This is a genomic window from Chitinophaga filiformis (genome assembly GCF_021646545.1).
GTDB classification, from domain to species: Bacteria; Bacteroidota; Bacteroidia; order Chitinophagales; family Chitinophagaceae; genus Chitinophaga; species Chitinophaga filiformis_A.
Genome location: NZ_JAKIRP010000012.1, coordinates 50683 through 66469, shown reverse-complemented (window position 1 = coordinate 66469; position 15787 = coordinate 50683). Strand labels below are relative to the sequence as shown.

The window sequence follows — 15787 nt, the reverse complement described above, 5'->3', positions numbered from 1 at the left end:
CCGGGGCGTTTTTCCACTCTGCACAGGATTTGAATTGTTAACTATGTATAGACTGTATGGCTGATTTTGCAGCGTCTACTGTCGTGTCGAGATCTTCTATTGTCAGCGCAGTACTGAGGAACCAGCTTTCAAAAGCGGAAGGTGGCAGATATATACCGCGTTCCAGCATAGCATGAAAGAAATGTTTGAACAACTCGTTGTTAGCACCCGAAGCAGCTTCAAAATTAATGATTGGATATTCTGCAAAGTGAACACTCATCATAGAGCCCAGATTGTTGACCTGATGAACAATCCCGGCCGCACTCAGTACAGATTGCAATCCTCCGGCCAGGTAAGCAGCTTTTTCCGCCAGTTGCCGGTAAATATCCGGGTTGTCGTTCAGCGTTTTCAGCAGCGTATAGCCAGCGATCATTGCAATCGGGTTACCACTCAATGTTCCTGCCTGATAAATTTTCCCGGCAGGGGCGATATGTTCCATGATCTCTCTACTTCCTGCGAAGGCGCCTACCGGCATACCTGCGCCAATTATCTTGCCAAAGGTAACCAAATCTGCTTTAATATTGAACAGTTCCTGTGCACCTCCGCGTGCTAATCTGAAACCTGTCATTACTTCGTCGAAGATCAGGAGGATATTGTGCTCATCACACAGATTGCGTAGGCCCTGTAAGAAGCCCTCCTGTGGCAGTATACAGCCCATGTTACCGGCAACAGGTTCAACGATGATAGCGGCTATCTGGTCAGGATGTGCCGCGATCAGTTTTTCCACCGCCGGTAAATTATTGTAAGGAGCGGTAAGGGTATCGTCGGCGACGGTTTGCGTAACGCCGGGGACAGATTGTATGTCTAAGGTGGCTACGCCGCTACCCGCACTTACCAGGAACGAATCTGCGTGGCCGTGGTAATTACCTTCAAATTTGATGAATTTATTGCGGCCGGTATAACCTCTGGCCAGCCTCAGGGCCGACATACAGGCTTCTGTACCGGAATTCACCATACGCACCTGCTCAATGTTGGGCACCATGCTGACGATCAGCTCTGCAATGCTGATTTCCAGCTCGGTAGGCGCCCCGAAGGAGGTGGAGTAGGTGGCATATTCCTGGATGGCCTTCACTACCGGTTCATAGGCATGTCCCATGATCATCGGCCCCCATGAATTGATGTAATCTATGTAGCGGTTGCCGTCCACATCATACATATAAGCGCCTTTAGCGTTTTTCATGAATATGGGTGAGCCGCCCACACCTTTGAATGCGCGAACGGGCGAGTTTACACCGCCTGGGATGAGCTGTTTTGCTCTTTCAAATAATGATCTGCTTTGCGTGTACATGGTGGTAGTGATAAGTATTTTTAACTGAAAAGCATGTGCTGTTGTTTACAATAATCGCACCGCATCTTTTGCAAAATAGGTAGCGATCAGATCCGCGCCTGCACGTTTGATACTGGTGAGCGCTTCAATAATGGCCTTATCTTCGTTGAGCCAGCCCATTTTAGCTGCTGCCTTGATCATGGAATATTCTCCGCTTACATGATAAGCACTTACTGGTACGTGTACATGATCTTTGATCTTGCGGATCACATCCAGGTAATATAGCGCCGGTTTCACCATCACAATGTCAGCTCCCTCTTCTACATCCATCAGGGTCTCTTTCAGCGCCTGATCGCTGTTTGCAAAGTCCAGCTGGTAAGTCTTTTTATCGCCGAAGCCCGGAGCAGAGTCAAGGGCATCGCGGAAAGGACCGTACAGGCAGGAGGCATATTTAGCACTGTAGGACATAATACCTACTTTATGGAAGCTGTGTTGCTCCAGGATGGTACGGATGGCAAGGATGCGGCCGTCCATTTTATCGCTGGGTGCTACAAAGTCGGCCCCTGCTTCAGCATGGCTGAGGCTCATACGCGACAATACTTCTACGGTGATGTCATTCACGATCTCTCCATTCTCAACAATCCCGTCGTGACCGTAAGAAGAGTAGGGGTCCAGCGCTATGTCAGTCATCACTACGATTTCCGGAACAGCGTCTTTGATGGCTTTGATGGCGCGTTGCATCAAACCGTTGGGATTCACTGCCTCAGTTCCTTTATTGTCTTTCAGTTCATCAGCGCATTTGATGAACAGCAATACGCTTTTAATACCCATGTTCCACAGTTCTTTCACTTCTTTCACGGTAAGGTCCAGTGAATGACGAAAATAACCGGGCATTGAAATGATCTCTTCCTTCACATTTTGCCCTTCCACAATGAATAACGGTGCAATAAAGTCGCTGGGCGTCAGTACTGTTTCTGCAACCATCGCCCGGATGGCGGGAGAAGTTCTCAATATCCTGTTTCTACGTATCATGCTAAATGTGTTTTAATGTGTTCAGATGACCCACTCTCTGGGTTTCAGCAATTCAACCAGTTCAGCTTCCCTGCTGCCCGGGCTTGGATGATAGTCATATTCCCAGCGGGCCCTGGGCGGAAGGCTCATCAGAATGGATTCCGTACGTCCGTTGGTTTTCAGGCCGAACAGGGTGCCTCTGTCGTGTATCAGGTTGAACTCTACATAGCGTCCGCGCCTGTACTCCTGCCAGTCCCTGTGGGCGTCGGTATATGGAGTGTCTTTCGTTTTCCTTACAATGGGCAGATAGGCTTCCAGGAAGGCCTCGCCGTTAGCTTTTGCCAGATTATACAACTGTTCAGCGCTCATTTTTTCACCGGGGCGCTGGTAGTCGTAGAAAATGCCGCCAATGCCGCGGGCTTCGTTGTTCCTGTGTTTATTGACAAAGTATTCGTCGCAGTGTTTTTTAAACAGCGGATAAAGTTCCGTACCAAAAGGATCGCAGGCATTTTTGAATGTCTGATGGAAATGTATGCCATCCTGCTCGTCGAGGTAATAGGGCGTCAGATCGGCTCCGCCGCCAAACCAGGAGTCTTTTAAGGTGCCATTGTCATCGTACAGCTCAAAGTAACGGAAATTGGCATGTACGGTAGGCACAAAGGGATTGAGCGGGTGAATGACGAGGGAGATACCGCAGGCCATGAACTGTGCCTGGCCTACGCCAAACTGTTTGGCCATGAGTTCTGGTAGCTCGCCATGTACCACAGAGGTGCTCACGCCGCCTTTTTCGAATACGTTACCGCCAGCAATGACGCGGGACTTACCACCTCCGCCACCGGGACGTTCCCAGAGGTCTTCCCGGAATTTCGCTTTACCGTCAATATCTTCCAGCGCCGCACAGATCTCGTTCTGCAGGCGATGTATGAGGGAAATAAAGTTGTCTTTGATGTTCATGGCTGGTTTCCTTTAGAATTCCTTTACTGTCTCAATGAAAGCTTTGGCATGATCAACAGGCACATTAGGCAGGATGCCATGGCCCAGGTTCGCAATGTAGCGGTGTTTGCCAAAGCCGTTCAGCATTTCCTTCACAGCTTTTTTGATCTCAGGAATAGGGGCCAGCAGCTTAGCGGGATCAAAGTTGCCCTGCAGGGTCACGTTATTACCGGCAAACTGTCTCGCACGGGCCGGCTGGATGCACCAGTCAACACCCAGGCAATTAGCGCCGGTAGCGGCCATTTCTTCCAGTGCAAACCAGGCGCCTTTGGCAAATACGGTAACCGGGCAGACATCTTTCAGTGCAGCCACGATCTGGCGCATATAACGGAGGGAAAGGGTTTCAAAGTCCTGAGGACTTAATAAACCACCCCATGAGTCGAACAGCTGTATGCAGTCAGCTCCTGCTTTCACCTGTTCTTTCAGGTACGCGATGGTAGTATCTGTGATCATCTGCAGCAGCTGATGGGCTACTTCGGGCTGCTGATAACAGAATGCCTTGGCACTATCGAATGTTTTGGACCCTTTACCCTGCACCATATAACAGAGCAGTGTCCAGGGGGCGCCGGCAAAGCCGATCAGGGGAACGGCGCCGTCGAGTGTTTTCTTTGTTAATGCGAGCGCTTCAAAGACATAGTTGAGGGTGTCCTTCACATCGGGCACGCGGAGTTTCTTAAGATCATCCGCACCTTTTACCGGATCTGGCAGTACGGGACCGATCTTTTCGATCAGCTGTACTTCCATTCCCATGGCCTGTGGTACTACGAGGATGTCGGAGAAGATGATAGCTGCATCCACGCCCACCTGGTGTACAGGCATCACGGTGATCTCGGTGGCCAGTTCAGGGTTCATGCAGCGTTCAAAGAAGGAGTATTTCTCCCGCAGTTTGATGTAGTCAGGCAGGTAACGGCCAGCCTGGCGCATCATCCATACAGGGACACGTTCTGTTGTTTCTCCGCGTAAAGCTCTCAGTAAAAGGTCATTCTTTAAGGCGCTCATTCTTTGTCAGTTAATGTTGTTAAAGTATAATATCGTTGTCAGTACCAGCTGTTCCATGCCGGGGCTAGTACTGGTAATAATCTTATTGCCCGTATATGCCTGCAGGGCCCTGGCCGTGGTTGGGCCAATTGAGAAGCAGACGGTATGCTGCGGCAGGCTGTTGACTGAAAAGAAACTCTCTACGGCACTGGGACTAAGAAAAAGGATCCCATCATACTCCTGTCCGGTGAGGGCAGGGGTTTCTGTTGTCTCATATACGATCAGTTCTTCCAGGGAGATATTATGTTGCCGTAGCAGGTCTGGCAGTTCATCCCTGCGTCTATCGCCACAAAAAAAGACCAGTGGTCCTTTTTCTTCGTTTTTTATGATCTCTTCTGCGAGTGCGGCCGCATTAGCTGCAGTACCAGCTATTGTGTGCCGGATGCCGTGTTGTTGTTTTAAAGCCTCTTGTGTGGCTCCTTCCAGGCAGTATACATTCCATCCAGGGGAAAAGAACCCGCCCTTTTTGAATGCTTCAAACGCTTCGTCTGTCACGGTTGGAGGAAATGCTGTCCAGGTGCCGTAATAGTATTTTCCGTCCGGATACAGGTAATGATCATGCAGCGCTTGTACTGCATTTACGCTGGTGAAAATGACAGTTGCTTTTTCCTGGAACAGCTGGTGTATGCGTTGTTTCAGGTTGTCTGTAACCAACGGTTGTATGCTGATGAATCCTTTTGCCTCAATATCGATGTTTTGCTCTGCAGCTATTGCGATCAGTGCCTGATCAACCGCTTTGGTGCTTAATATGCGATATCTTTTATTTGATGGCATCCCTTATTTGTGCAACAATTTTATCGCCGCCCTGTGCGAGGATCTTTTCTGCGGCAATTTTACCAATATGGCCGGCATCCTTCAGGGGCGCCTGTTCTGTAATAGTGAACAGCTGCTGGCCATCCAGGCTGCATAGCTCTCCGCTGAAATGCAGGGTTTCATCGCTTACAGTAGCATAAGCGCTGATGGGAGTGGTACAGCCGCCCATGAGCGTACGCAGGAAGTCGCGCTCTACACGGGTGCAGAGGGCTGTAGCCAGGTCGTTCAATGGCGAGCATGCCTGCAGGCAGAAATCATCATCTTCACGGCATACGGCCACCACGGCTCCCTGAGCAGGGGCGGGCAGCATCCAGTCCAGTTCTATAGAGGTAGCAGGACGTATGCCTATTCTTTCCAGTCCGGCAGCCGCAAAGATGGCACCATCCCAGTTCTCGGCTGCCAGCTTTTGCAGACGGGTATTCACATTGCCACGCAGGTTATGCAGCTGGTGATGCGGATATTTACGCAGCCACTGGGCTTTACGTCTGACGCTGCTGGTAGCAATATTGGCGATATATCCCGGCTGGTCAAGAAAGGAAGTATCCTTCTTATAGACCAGCAGGTCCTTTACGGGGCCTCTTTCCAGGACAGCCGCCTGTATAATATTTTTAGGTAATTGTGTCGGAACGTCTTTGAGTGAGTGAACGGCAATATCAATACGGCCGTTGAGGAGAGCGATGTCCAGGCTCTTGGTGAAAATACCCTGAACGCCTATTTCGTAAAGTGGAGTGACGAGGTCGATGTCTCCCTCGCTTTTGATAGGTACCAGTGTTGTTGTATATCCCTGCGCTTCCAGCAGGCCTTTTACCTTATTAGCCTGCCATAGTGCCAGCTGGCTTTCCCTTGTACCTATCCGTATTTCTCTGTTCATGAATTATTCCTGGTTAACGCCTGTCTCAAAGATATCATTGATCATGGCGATATATTGATCACTTTTATCTGTTTCCCGGCGTACTTTTCCAGCCATCAGGTTGATCATCTTCTGGATGATACGGGAAGATACTGCTTCAATATCTTCCAGATTGTACTGGTTGCCGTTCTTCTGTTGTTGTATTTCCTTAGTGTGTATTTCTGTCAGCTTATCCTTTACTGCTTTCAGCACCACAGCGTGTTTACGCATTTTGTACCAGTAGAGGAACTCATTCATGTGTTCCTCAATAATGCCTAAAGCTTTAGGTACTTCCTGCAGGCGCATCTGTAACGTCTCATCCTGTATCCTGGACAGTTCATCCACGTTCACCAGTTCAATATGGGGCAGCTCTTTTACTTCAGGAGCCACATTGAAAGGGATAGACAGGTCGATGATCAGTTTAGGAGAAGACTGCTGAAAGTGAGCAGGTAAGATGGTCGGTTCCGGTGCATTGGAAGCTACAAGGACGATATCAGCATCCTGTAGTTCTTCCGCCAATCGCTCGTATGGCGCATAACGGAGGCCGTGTTGCGCTGCAAATTCCTCTGCTACTGAGGTAGTACGGTTCACAAGTGTTACCTGGTTTACGCCCAGGTAGTCCATCATGTTCTTGCAGGTATTACGTCCGATTTTGCCAACGCCGACCAGCAGGATCTTTTTATGAAGGATGTCAGGCACTTTATGTTCCAGCAAACGTACAGCTGCAAAAGCTACTGATACGGTACCGGAGCTGAGGCCCGTTTCATTCTTGATGAGCTTAGACACCTGCAGGACGCTGTTGACCAGCCTTTCCTGGAAACCGCCGAAGCATCCGTTCGCTTTCGCAAATTTAGTGGCGGTACGTATCTGGCCAATGATCTCATAATCGCCGAGGATCTGTGAATCAAGTCCTGTTCCTACCTGGTATAGGTGTTTAATGGCATCTTCGCCCGATTTCACGTACGACAACTGGCTGAACAGATTACAATCTCCCTCGGTTTCATGGCACACCAGTTCTACCAGCTGTTGCGGATCATCGGCAAACCCATAGATCTCAGTTCTGTTACAAGTTGAGAGTACAAAAATATCATCCAGGTGTTGGGACTTTGCACTGTCGAGTAAGTGCTGGTATTGTACCTGGTTAATAGCGAACGATCCTCTTATAGCAGCATCTGTTTTCTTATAGTTGATACCAACGATATGAAAATGGGCTATATCTTTTGAATGACTACCCTGCATTTTATTCTTATAAGCTTCCGGGTGCAAAAATACTTGCATAGACCGCAAGAAAGGGCAAGAGGCTGTCATTAGTGTGTCATTTCTACAGCTGGTATCAAGGCTTGCAGAAAAATGATTTTTGTCAGTTTACACGCTGATAAGTGTTATCTATTGCCTGATAGCTAATAATTAATTTATTTCAACAATTGTATGACATTTGCAGGCTGGAGATGCTATTACATTTGCAACAATTTAAAGTAAAGGATGGAAGCTAAATCTGATAAAGGAATTATTCTGATGAACCTGGGTTCGCCGGATTCTACGGCTGTACCTGATGTTAAGCGTTATCTTAATGAATTTTTGATGGACAAACGGGTGATTGATTATCCGTATCTGTTCCGTTTATTATTGATAAAGGGTATCATCGTGCCTAAACGCGCTCCTAAATCGGCTGAAGCATACAAATCCATCTGGTGGGAAGAGGGTTCTCCGCTGGTCGTGCTGACAAAACAATTACAAAACGCGGTGCAGCATGATCTGCAGATGCCGGTGGAGATCTCCATGCGTTACGGTAATCCGTCGCAGGAAGCCGCCTTTGACAATCTGCTGAAACAGAATCCGAACCTGAAAGAGGTGATCCTGCTGCCACTGTATCCGCATTACGCCATGTCTTCTTATGAAACAGCAGTGGAACATGCAAAAGCGGTACATAAAAAGAAAGGCTATACATTCAGTCTGTCAATAGTTCCTCCTTACTATAATGAACCGGATTATATCAATGCACTGGCCGAAAGTATGCGTCCGTACCTGGCACAGGAGTACGATCACCTGTTGTTCAGTTATCACGGTGTACCCGAAAGGCATATACGAAAAGGCGATATTACCGGAAAGCATTGTATGCAGGTAGAAAATTGTTGTAAGGTGGATTCTCCTGCACACGAATTCTGTTATCGTCATCAGGTATATGTGACGTCAGAGCTGGTGGCAGAAAAGCTTAATATACCAAGGGAGAAGTGGAGTGTGACCTTCCAGTCCCGTCTGGGAAGGGAGGAGTGGTTGAAGCCTTATACTGCTGCTACGCTGGAAGAATTGCCGAAGAAAGGTGTGAAGCGTCTGCTGGTAGCATGTCCAGCGTTCGTTTCTGATTGTCTTGAGACCCTGGAAGAGATAGCAGTGGAGGGTAAGCATACTTTCATCAACAGCGGAGGTGACAGTTTTACGATGATCCCCTGTATGAATGTGCATCCTTTATGGGTACAGGCAGTCGTGAAGTGGATGACCCGCCTGCAATCGTAACCGGAGTTATTTATTCTACAAATAGCCACTACCATGAAAACACAGCCCGTTATCATTGCCGGCGCCGGTATTGCCGGTTTGAGCATAGCTTATGAATTACAGCAGAAAGGCATTCCCTATGAGATACTGGAAGCAGGATCTCACGCAGGTGGTGTAATAAAGTCATTACATGTGGATGGCTATGAACTGGATGCTGGCCCCAATTCCCTGGCTGCTTCACCGGAAATACTGGCTTACATTGATCAATTGGGACTGCAGGATAAAGTGCTGGAAGCAACAGCCGCCAGCAAGAATCGTTTCCTGGTCAGAAATAATCAGCTGCACGCAGTATCTCCTCATCCGCTCAAAATACTTAGATCAAATTATATAAGTGGGGCGGCCAAATGGCGCCTGTTTACAGAGAGATTCCATAGTCCTCGTCCAGTTGAGGGAGAAGAATCGGTGACTTCTTTTGTTACCCGCCGTTTTGGACGTGAGATTAATGAATATCTGTTTGAGCCTATTTTGTCGGGCATCTATGCCGGTAATCCGGATCTGATGTCTATATCAGAGGTATTACCGATGCTGCCGCAGTGGGAGAAAAAGTATGGCAGTGTAACGAAGGGGCTCATGAAGAATATGAAGACGATGGGTGGCCGTAAGATCATTGCTTTCAAAGGCGGAAATGCAGTGCTGACAGAAAAGCTGCTATCCCTGCTGACTGGTAAGATAAGGTTAAACTGTGCTATCACAGGCGTTACCCGTGGTGCGTCAGATTATATCGTACAATATAATGAAAACGGCAGCACCGGTATGCAGAATGCAGAACGGGTGATCTTCGCGACTCCTGCTTACAGTACTGCTGTTGCTATACAGGGCCTGGATGCTTCGCTGGCATCACAGCTGCATGATATTCCTTATCCCCGTATGGGTGTGTTACACCTGGGATTCGGCGCTGAAGCACAGGGGAAGGCTCCTGAAGGTTTTGGCTTCCTGGTGCCGCATGCAGCAGGCAAACATTTTCTGGGAGCGCTCTGTAATACGGCAGTGTTCCCGTCCCGCGTACCGGAAGGAAAAACGCTGTTCACCGTTTTCGTAGGTGGCGCCCGGCAGGAACAACTGTTTGATCAGTTAGGGGCGGAGAAGTTACAGCAAACAGTAGTGAAAGAACTGATGGAGTTATTGGGCTTGAAAATACCGCCGGAAATGCAGCGTTTCAGTCAGTGGAACAGAGCTATACCGCAATTGAATGTAGGACATGCACAGATAAGGCAGCAGATACACTTTTTTGAGCAGCGGTATCCGGGGATAAGACTGGCAGGGAATTATGTGACAGGAGTGGCGGTACCGGCGATTATTCAGGCCGCGAAGGGGTATAGTTGAAAATGAAAAACAGCACCCCACGGCGAGATTTTTTTATATATAGGCTCTGTTGTTTTTAATAAACAAGCCTTCTCTATACAATAACTGATTGTCATATGGGATGTTCCATTGTTGTGTCAATACCTTTTCAGGTTGGGGCACTTACACCCATACCGGCTGGCTATCGATGATAGCAGCCTTATCGTACGAACTGGACCATATTTACCGGATCTGTGATGAAACAGACAGTTTATAGCAGATCGATTACGCAGAGCACGCCTGTATTGGCACGCTTTTCCGTTGCATATTCGTATGGCAGCAGGTAAAATACATATAGGTACATCGGGATGGAGTTATAAACACTGGCGGGAAATATTTTATCCGGACGAGCTAAAGCCAACAGACTACCTCGCTTATTATGCTGATCATTTCCAGACGACGGAGATCAATACCAGTTTTTATCACTTGCCAAGGCCATCCACTATTGAGAAATGGACGGACACTGTCAACGCCAGATTCCGTTTTTCTCCCAAGATCAGCCGCTTTATCACTCATATCAAAAAGCTGAATGATCCCGAGGATACCCTCCCTAAATTCTTCGATATTTTTGATCCTGTGCACAAGCACCTGGGGCCAGTACTGCTACAGCTTCCACCAAACTTAGGATTCAACGAGGAGAAAGTCGCTCACTTCTTTAAGATACTCAAAACGTATAAAGGTTATACGTTCGCCGTCGAGCCACGTCATGATACCTGGATGGAGGATGCTGCTATTGCGTTGATGGAGAAGTACAAAATAGCGTTCGTGATCGCCGAGTCGGGGAAGCGATGGCCGTACGGAGAATTCGTGACAGCGAAACATATTTATGTGAGATTTCACGGCCCTGACGGTTCTTATGCAAAATCTTACCCCGACAAGGTATTGAAACAATATGCAAAAAAAATGCTGGCATGGCAGGAGGAGGGGCATACCATATGGGTGTATTTCAATAATGATGTTCATGGGTATGCGATTGAGAATGCGAAGACATTGATTGAATTGACAAAACCTTAATTTATGAAGACAGCAGCAAAAAAAACTGCAGCCAAGAAAGCGACTAAGCGGGCAACTGCTACACCAAAGAATCTGGTAAAGAAAAGCGCAGTGGCCCAGAAAAAGGCTGTGAAAGAAGACCTGTCGAAAACATATAATGAGTTCAAGGAATTTGAGGGACAGCAATATACAGGTATGACAATAGGGCGGAGTCATAAGTGGAATTATGATGCAGGTGTGTGGAGAGAGACGAAGATTACGCCCGACCTCTGGGAAATTTCTTATGCTGTAACCAAACGCCGGGCGGGTCGTGCTCCGGAAGGATCAGGCGTGCCCGTAGGAACAGAGTATCACTGGTACATAATGGCTCACCAGAATGTCCGCAAGCTGAATGCGAACGATTATACGACATCGCTGGCCGGCCTGAAGCTAAAGTTGGCGCACAAACGGGCAGACAAAGAAAAGTGGAGCCTTTCAGGAAAAACACAACGGAAGCACCTTATTGAATTTTTACAGGAAATGATTGCGCAACTGGAGAAGGAACCTGCAGCACTTGATTTTACATACAACGAAAAGCATTACCTTGGAGAAGCAATCCCTATCGGGCAAACTTGTCATGACGGTCTCTGTGAAGAATACGATATCATTCTCAATGATGCCAGTATGGGCATTATCAGGCGAATGAAGAGAGGTTGGAAAATAGATGGTGTCGAAGACAAGAAATTTGTCGGTGCGATAGGAGATGCGATAGTACAATCATCACCCAAATAATATTGCATATGCCGGAATTACCAGATCTGCAGGTATTCAGCCATAACCTTGATAAGAAACTGGCAGGAAAAGTAGTGAAAGACGTGGCCTTAGAGAATACCAAAAAAGCAAAAGATACACCTGCCGCATTTAAGAAAGCCATTAAAGGGGAAAAACTGGAGAAGGTATACAGGGAAGGGAAAGAGCTGCGCTTTAAATTTAAAAATGATGTGGTGCTGGGCATGCATCTCATGTTACATGGCAAACTATATTTCTTTGAGGAAAAGAATACAAACAAACATACCATTCTCGAATTATTGTTTGAAGACGGAACAGGGCTTGTGCTGACCGACTATCAGGGGATTGCATTGCCGTCACTGAATCCTGAAGAGACAGATGTTCCAGATGCCTTATCAGATGAACTAACGGTGAAGTACCTGGAAGAACAGTTAGGAAAGAAGAGAACAGCCATTAAAAAGATATTGCTGGATCAGCATATTATTCGTGGTATCGGTAATGCCTATGCTGATGAAATTCTGTGGGAAGCTGGCATTTCCCCGTTTTCTGTCAGCAATAAGATACCTGCAGCAAAGATCAAGGCACTGCATCGCGCTATACAAAAGGTGTTGAAAGAAGCAGAGAAAAATATTCGGAAGGAGCACCCCGATATCATTGCCGGAGAAATACGGGATTTCTTAAAGATCCATCAGCCTAAGGAAACCCACAGCCCCACGGGAGGTGAAATAGAACAAAAGGAACTGAATGGAAGGAAGACTTATTATACGGACGAGCAGGAGTTATTTGATTAAGACCTCCTGTTAATTTTTTAAATGAGGATAATGGAAATGAAATCACTCCTATAGGAAAAGCATTTACAGGATTGCTTATCCGGTATTGTGGTTACAAACAGCGAACTATTATATAAAATGAAGACTGACCAGCAACTATCTGGTCAGTCTTCTTATTTTACGGATAGCGTAATGAAGCCGCTATACTACTCTCAGCCGGCATTTTCTCCTTCTCCAGGATGAATACATCGCCGTTATGGAGAATTGTTTGTGCTATTGCATTATTTAGCAAGCACTCGTCTTTGGGTTGTTCGGTTTCATGGATAACAATCTTATTCTCATTCGCATCAAAAGTACCCCACAGATGCGATCCTTTTTCAACGAACAGGCAGTCTACCTGGCCATAATAAGTGGCCGGGATGACGTCATCGGGTATAGATGAGGTCAGTGCGCCGGCAGAGCCATTGTAATACTTTTCCAATGCAACCTTTTGTCTTTTCTCGTAATAGGGCTGCATTTTTTCTCTTGCCTGTTTATAGATATTCACCGGTTTTTCATGTTCAAAATTGCCGGTCAGAGCCTCCTCTGCTATATTCTGATAGCGGGTGATCTTACGGTAGATTGGTAGCAGGTAATCTACCGCCGCCAGCATCAGCGGGATATGTTTATCGAACAGTACTTCTTTCCAGATGGTCTTATCGACTTCCTCCAGGTAATTGGCGATATCTGTTTTATGATCAGGGTTAGAGTTCATCCCGTGATAATTGGCGCCTTCTCCGGCACCGGAGCTTCCCGTGCGGAATAACATCTGGTTTCCTTTTTCTTCAAAATGTATAACATCGGCCATACCATCGGGCATGCCTTCCACAGTTATTTCCTGCATACTGAATGCATCGGCGAGAAACAGCCTTGCATTGTGCTTGCTGAAGGTCAGAAGATAGAACTGTTCATAGCAGGTGATAATTGGCAGGAGCGGTGTTAACATGAACGAATTATTGCAGTATATCTGCTCCTGCACGGACACCGGAAGCTGCAGATAACAGAATGAATTTTCCGTAATGAAGCAGGCCAGTCCTTCCTGTTGGTTGAGCCAGAACTGGTCATCTCTTAACAACTCATATCCTGGCTGGAGCATCTGCTGTATTAATGAGGCATCTGTTTCCTTTTCCTCAAGCAGCTTCTGCGATTTTTGAAGCATGTTTTTGAATACAATAAGATCCTGCTGCTCATTCACTTCCTTACCGGAGGAATGGGTCGGTAGATAGATCGAGAGGCATATATTGCCCTTTTGTTCCGCTAAACTGGTAAATATTTCCCTATCCGGTCTGCCGGAGATCCTCCTGGCAGCAATAGCCGGACGTTCTTTATCGAATGTCTCCTCGACGGTTTTATCCGCAGGCGCTTCCCTTACATTTTGCTGTTGCACCGCCTTTTTGGCTGTATCCCTGTTGGGATGGCGCATATGAACGGCGGGTTGCAGTTCATCTGGCCCCATTGTGTATTTATCCGTCATTGCAAGATCTGACTCCAGTTCCTCCGGAGAAATGGATTTTCTTAATCCCAGGCCTTCCTTTCCGCTACCCGAAGGTTTCCCCTTAATTGGCGTAAATTTTCCCTTTTGATCTTTTGGCATAATACATAAGTTTAGATTTCTGCTAAAACAAACTCAGCCTGAATAAGGACTGATACTATTTTCAGCACACCAATATCCTGCCAAGCGTGTTCTGATGAGCCGGAGGAGTTTTTTGTTCAACTTGCCGTTAAGCGTTATATTTAGAAAAACTACCGTAAATTCAGCGTATAAATTCCATTAGATGATCGCAGGCGTCCTAAAAGAACAGCCAGGAGAAAACAGGGTTTCTTTAGTGCCGGACATTGTTAAGCAGTTAGGAAAGCAGGGAGTAACGGTTTGGATAGAACCGGATGCCGGAACCCGGGCATATTATCCTGATGAATCCTATATACAGGCAGGTGCTGTTGTAAAGCCTGCCGCTGAAATCCTGCAACAGGCAGACATCATCCTCAGCATCCAGATCCCTGATGAACAATCCTGGAAGTCCATACCGGCGGGCAAAGTACTGACCGGGATCTACCAGCCGTTCAGCAACACTGCAACCATGCAGCAATGGGCTGACAGGCAGCTTACCACTTTCAGTCTTGACAGTATACCGCGTACTACCCGTGCGCAGAGTATGGATGTACTGAGTTCACAGGCGAATATTGCCGGATATAAGGCCGTATTACTGGCAGCGTGGAGTTACAGCCGTTATCTTCCCATGTTTATGACCGCCGCGGGCAGTATTGCCCCTGCAAAAGTGCTGATATTGGGCGCCGGTGTGGCCGGATTACAGGCAATTGCTACCGCGAGGCGCCTCGGCGCTGTGGTAGAAGTATTTGATACCCGCCCGGCTGTAAAGGAGGAGGTAATGAGCCTGGGCGCCAGGTTTATAGAAGTAGAGGGCGCGGCAGATCCGTCTGCTGCGGGAGGATATGCTGTAGAGCAGACCGAGGCATATAAACAGCGGCAACAGGAAAAGATAGCAGAAAGTATAGCCAAATCGGATATTGTGATCACAACAGCGCAGATACCTGGTAAAAAAGCACCCATCCTGATCACTGCAGAAATGCTGGACAAAATGAGACCCGGAGCAGTGATCGTTGATCTGGCAGCAGCTACAGGAGGAAATACGGCGCTTACTGAGAACAATAAGACCGTTGTGCATAAGGGCATTACTATTATCGGTGATTCCAATCTGCAGTCTTCCATGCCTTCGGATGCCAGCAAACTATATGCAAAGAACATTTTTAATTTTTTGCAGTTACTGGTAAAAGATGGCGACCTGGTATTGAATTTTTCTGATGATATCGTGCAGGGAGCCTGTATCACCCATAGCGGTGTCATCACCAATGAACGGCTCAGGCAAGTGGATAGTGTGAAATTATAAAAGCTGTTCATCTATTCCTGAAATCAACGATCCCCAATAATGGATGCTCTTTTTTCTTTTTTACAGCAGCACCTGGACGCGGTGTACATAGTGATTCTTTCCATCTTCCTGGGAGTAGAGGTGATCTCGCGGGTGCCTTCCGTATTACATACACCACTGATGAGTGGCGCTAATGCCATTCATGGCGTTGTGATCATCGGCGCTATCATTGTGATGGGAGAAGCCGAACCTGATAATTACCTGGCCCTGGCATTGGGTTTCCTTGCCGTTATACTGGGTACTATCAATGTAGTGGGTGGTTTTGTAGTGACAGACAGGATGCTTGAAATGTTCAAGTCAAAAAAGACCAAATAATTGTATCTAATCA

At 47.2% G+C, this 15787-nt stretch carries 15 protein-coding genes; 7 read left to right on the top strand and 8 right to left on the bottom strand.

What is annotated here, in order from left to right:
* Nucleotides 1–37 precede the first annotated feature (37 nt).
* From hemL to hemA, 7 genes are read right to left on the bottom strand one after another with little or no spacing between them, the layout of a single operon-like run.
* Nucleotides 38–1327 carry a glutamate-1-semialdehyde 2,1-aminomutase gene (gene hemL, locus L3C95_RS24535; RefSeq protein ID WP_236391729.1) on the bottom strand — a complete coding sequence of 430 codons (1290 nt, stop codon included), beginning with the start codon at nt 1325–1327 and terminating at the stop codon, nt 38–40.
* 45 nt (nt 1328–1372) lie between these two features.
* Nucleotides 1373–2338, bottom strand: coding sequence for a porphobilinogen synthase (hemB, locus tag L3C95_RS24530; protein WP_236391727.1), 966 nt, complete (start codon nt 2336–2338; stop codon nt 1373–1375).
* Between the two features lie 21 nt (nt 2339–2359).
* Complete coding sequence (gene hemF, locus L3C95_RS24525) at nt 2360–3271, bottom strand: oxygen-dependent coproporphyrinogen oxidase (RefSeq protein WP_236391724.1); 912 nt, start codon at nt 3269–3271, stop codon at nt 2360–2362.
* Between the two features lie 12 nt (nt 3272–3283).
* A complete protein-coding gene (gene hemE, locus L3C95_RS24520) occupies nt 3284–4309 on the bottom strand; it encodes a uroporphyrinogen decarboxylase (protein ID WP_089835026.1) in 1026 nt (341 codons plus the stop codon).
* A gap of 6 nt (nt 4310–4315) precedes the next feature.
* Nucleotides 4316–5122: a uroporphyrinogen-III synthase gene (locus L3C95_RS24515; RefSeq protein ID WP_236391721.1), complete on the bottom strand. Its 807-nt coding sequence runs from the start codon at nt 5120–5122 to the stop codon at nt 4316–4318.
* A complete protein-coding gene (gene hemC / locus L3C95_RS24510; RefSeq protein ID WP_236391718.1) occupies nt 5109–6032 on the bottom strand; it encodes a hydroxymethylbilane synthase in 924 nt (307 codons plus the stop codon). Before hemC ends, L3C95_RS24515 begins: the two co-directional genes overlap by 14 nt.
* 3 nt (nt 6033–6035) lie before the next feature.
* Entirely contained in the window at nt 6036–7328 is a 1293-nt protein-coding gene (gene hemA, locus L3C95_RS24505; RefSeq protein WP_236391715.1) for a glutamyl-tRNA reductase, read from the bottom strand.
* Nucleotides 7329–7532: 204 nt separating this feature from the next.
* On the opposite strand from hemA, the gene hemH reads away from it, so the two are divergent.
* The 5 genes from hemH (at nt 7533) to L3C95_RS24480 (ending at nt 12496) form a co-directional block, all read left to right on the top strand.
* Complete coding sequence (gene hemH / locus L3C95_RS24500; RefSeq protein ID WP_236391712.1) at nt 7533–8564, top strand: ferrochelatase; 1032 nt, start codon at nt 7533–7535, stop codon at nt 8562–8564.
* A 33-nt stretch (nt 8565–8597) separates the two neighbouring features.
* A complete protein-coding gene (gene hemG / locus L3C95_RS24495) occupies nt 8598–9926 on the top strand; it encodes a protoporphyrinogen oxidase (RefSeq protein ID WP_236391709.1) in 1329 nt (442 codons plus the stop codon).
* A gap of 291 nt (nt 9927–10217) precedes the next feature.
* Complete coding sequence (locus tag L3C95_RS24490) at nt 10218–10958, top strand: DUF72 domain-containing protein (protein WP_236391706.1); 741 nt, start codon at nt 10218–10220, stop codon at nt 10956–10958.
* A gap of 3 nt (nt 10959–10961) precedes the next feature.
* A complete protein-coding gene (locus L3C95_RS24485; RefSeq protein WP_236391703.1) occupies nt 10962–11708 on the top strand; it encodes a hypothetical protein in 747 nt (248 codons plus the stop codon).
* Nucleotides 11709–11716: 8 nt separating this feature from the next.
* Nucleotides 11717–12496, top strand: coding sequence for an Fpg/Nei family DNA glycosylase (locus tag L3C95_RS24480; RefSeq protein ID WP_236391700.1), 780 nt, complete (start codon nt 11717–11719; stop codon nt 12494–12496).
* A 157-nt stretch (nt 12497–12653) separates the two neighbouring features.
* Here L3C95_RS24480 and L3C95_RS24475 read toward each other — a convergent pair whose 3' ends face one another.
* On the bottom strand, nt 12654–14108 hold the full coding sequence (locus tag L3C95_RS24475; protein WP_236391698.1) for a hypothetical protein: 1455 nt from the start codon (nt 14106–14108) through the stop codon (nt 12654–12656).
* Between the two features lie 181 nt (nt 14109–14289).
* Here L3C95_RS24475 and L3C95_RS24470 point away from each other — a divergent pair, with 181 nt between their 5' ends.
* Both L3C95_RS24470 and L3C95_RS24465 read left to right on the top strand, forming a co-directional pair.
* Nucleotides 14290–15420, top strand: coding sequence for a Re/Si-specific NAD(P)(+) transhydrogenase subunit alpha (locus tag L3C95_RS24470; protein ID WP_236391695.1), 1131 nt, complete (start codon nt 14290–14292; stop codon nt 15418–15420).
* 39 nt (nt 15421–15459) lie between these two features.
* A complete protein-coding gene (locus tag L3C95_RS24465) occupies nt 15460–15774 on the top strand; it encodes an NAD(P) transhydrogenase subunit alpha (RefSeq protein WP_236391693.1) in 315 nt (104 codons plus the stop codon).
* Nucleotides 15775–15787: the final 13 nt, after the last annotated feature.

What these genes read in the sequence shown, in the direction of transcription:
- hemL (WP_236391729.1), bottom strand. Translation starts at nt 1,327, where the DNA reads ATGTACACGCAAAGCAGATCATTATTTGAAAGAGCAAAACAGCTCATC.
- hemB (WP_236391727.1), bottom strand. Translation starts at nt 2,338, where the DNA reads ATGATACGTAGAAACAGGATATTGAGAACTTCTCCCGCCATCCGGGCG.
- hemF (WP_236391724.1), bottom strand. Translation starts at nt 3,271, where the DNA reads ATGAACATCAAAGACAACTTTATTTCCCTCATACATCGCCTGCAGAAC.
- hemE (WP_089835026.1), bottom strand. Translation starts at nt 4,309, where the DNA reads ATGAGCGCCTTAAAGAATGACCTTTTACTGAGAGCTTTACGCGGAGAA.
- L3C95_RS24515 (WP_236391721.1), bottom strand. Translation starts at nt 5,122, where the DNA reads ATGCCATCAAATAAAAGATATCGCATATTAAGCACCAAAGCGGTTGAT.
- hemC (WP_236391718.1), bottom strand. Translation starts at nt 6,032, where the DNA reads ATGAACAGAGAAATACGGATAGGTACAAGGGAAAGCCAGCTGGCACTA.
- hemA (WP_236391715.1), bottom strand. Translation starts at nt 7,328, where the DNA reads ATGCAAGTATTTTTGCACCCGGAAGCTTATAAGAATAAAATGCAGGGT.
- hemH (WP_236391712.1), top strand. Translation starts at nt 7,533, where the DNA reads ATGGAAGCTAAATCTGATAAAGGAATTATTCTGATGAACCTGGGTTCG.
- hemG (WP_236391709.1), top strand. Translation starts at nt 8,598, where the DNA reads ATGAAAACACAGCCCGTTATCATTGCCGGCGCCGGTATTGCCGGTTTG.
- L3C95_RS24490 (WP_236391706.1), top strand. Translation starts at nt 10,218, where the DNA reads ATGGCAGCAGGTAAAATACATATAGGTACATCGGGATGGAGTTATAAA.
- L3C95_RS24485 (WP_236391703.1), top strand. Translation starts at nt 10,962, where the DNA reads ATGAAGACAGCAGCAAAAAAAACTGCAGCCAAGAAAGCGACTAAGCGG.
- L3C95_RS24480 (WP_236391700.1), top strand. Translation starts at nt 11,717, where the DNA reads ATGCCGGAATTACCAGATCTGCAGGTATTCAGCCATAACCTTGATAAG.
- L3C95_RS24475 (WP_236391698.1), bottom strand. Translation starts at nt 14,108, where the DNA reads ATGCCAAAAGATCAAAAGGGAAAATTTACGCCAATTAAGGGGAAACCT.
- L3C95_RS24470 (WP_236391695.1), top strand. Translation starts at nt 14,290, where the DNA reads ATGATCGCAGGCGTCCTAAAAGAACAGCCAGGAGAAAACAGGGTTTCT.
- L3C95_RS24465 (WP_236391693.1), top strand. Translation starts at nt 15,460, where the DNA reads ATGGATGCTCTTTTTTCTTTTTTACAGCAGCACCTGGACGCGGTGTAC.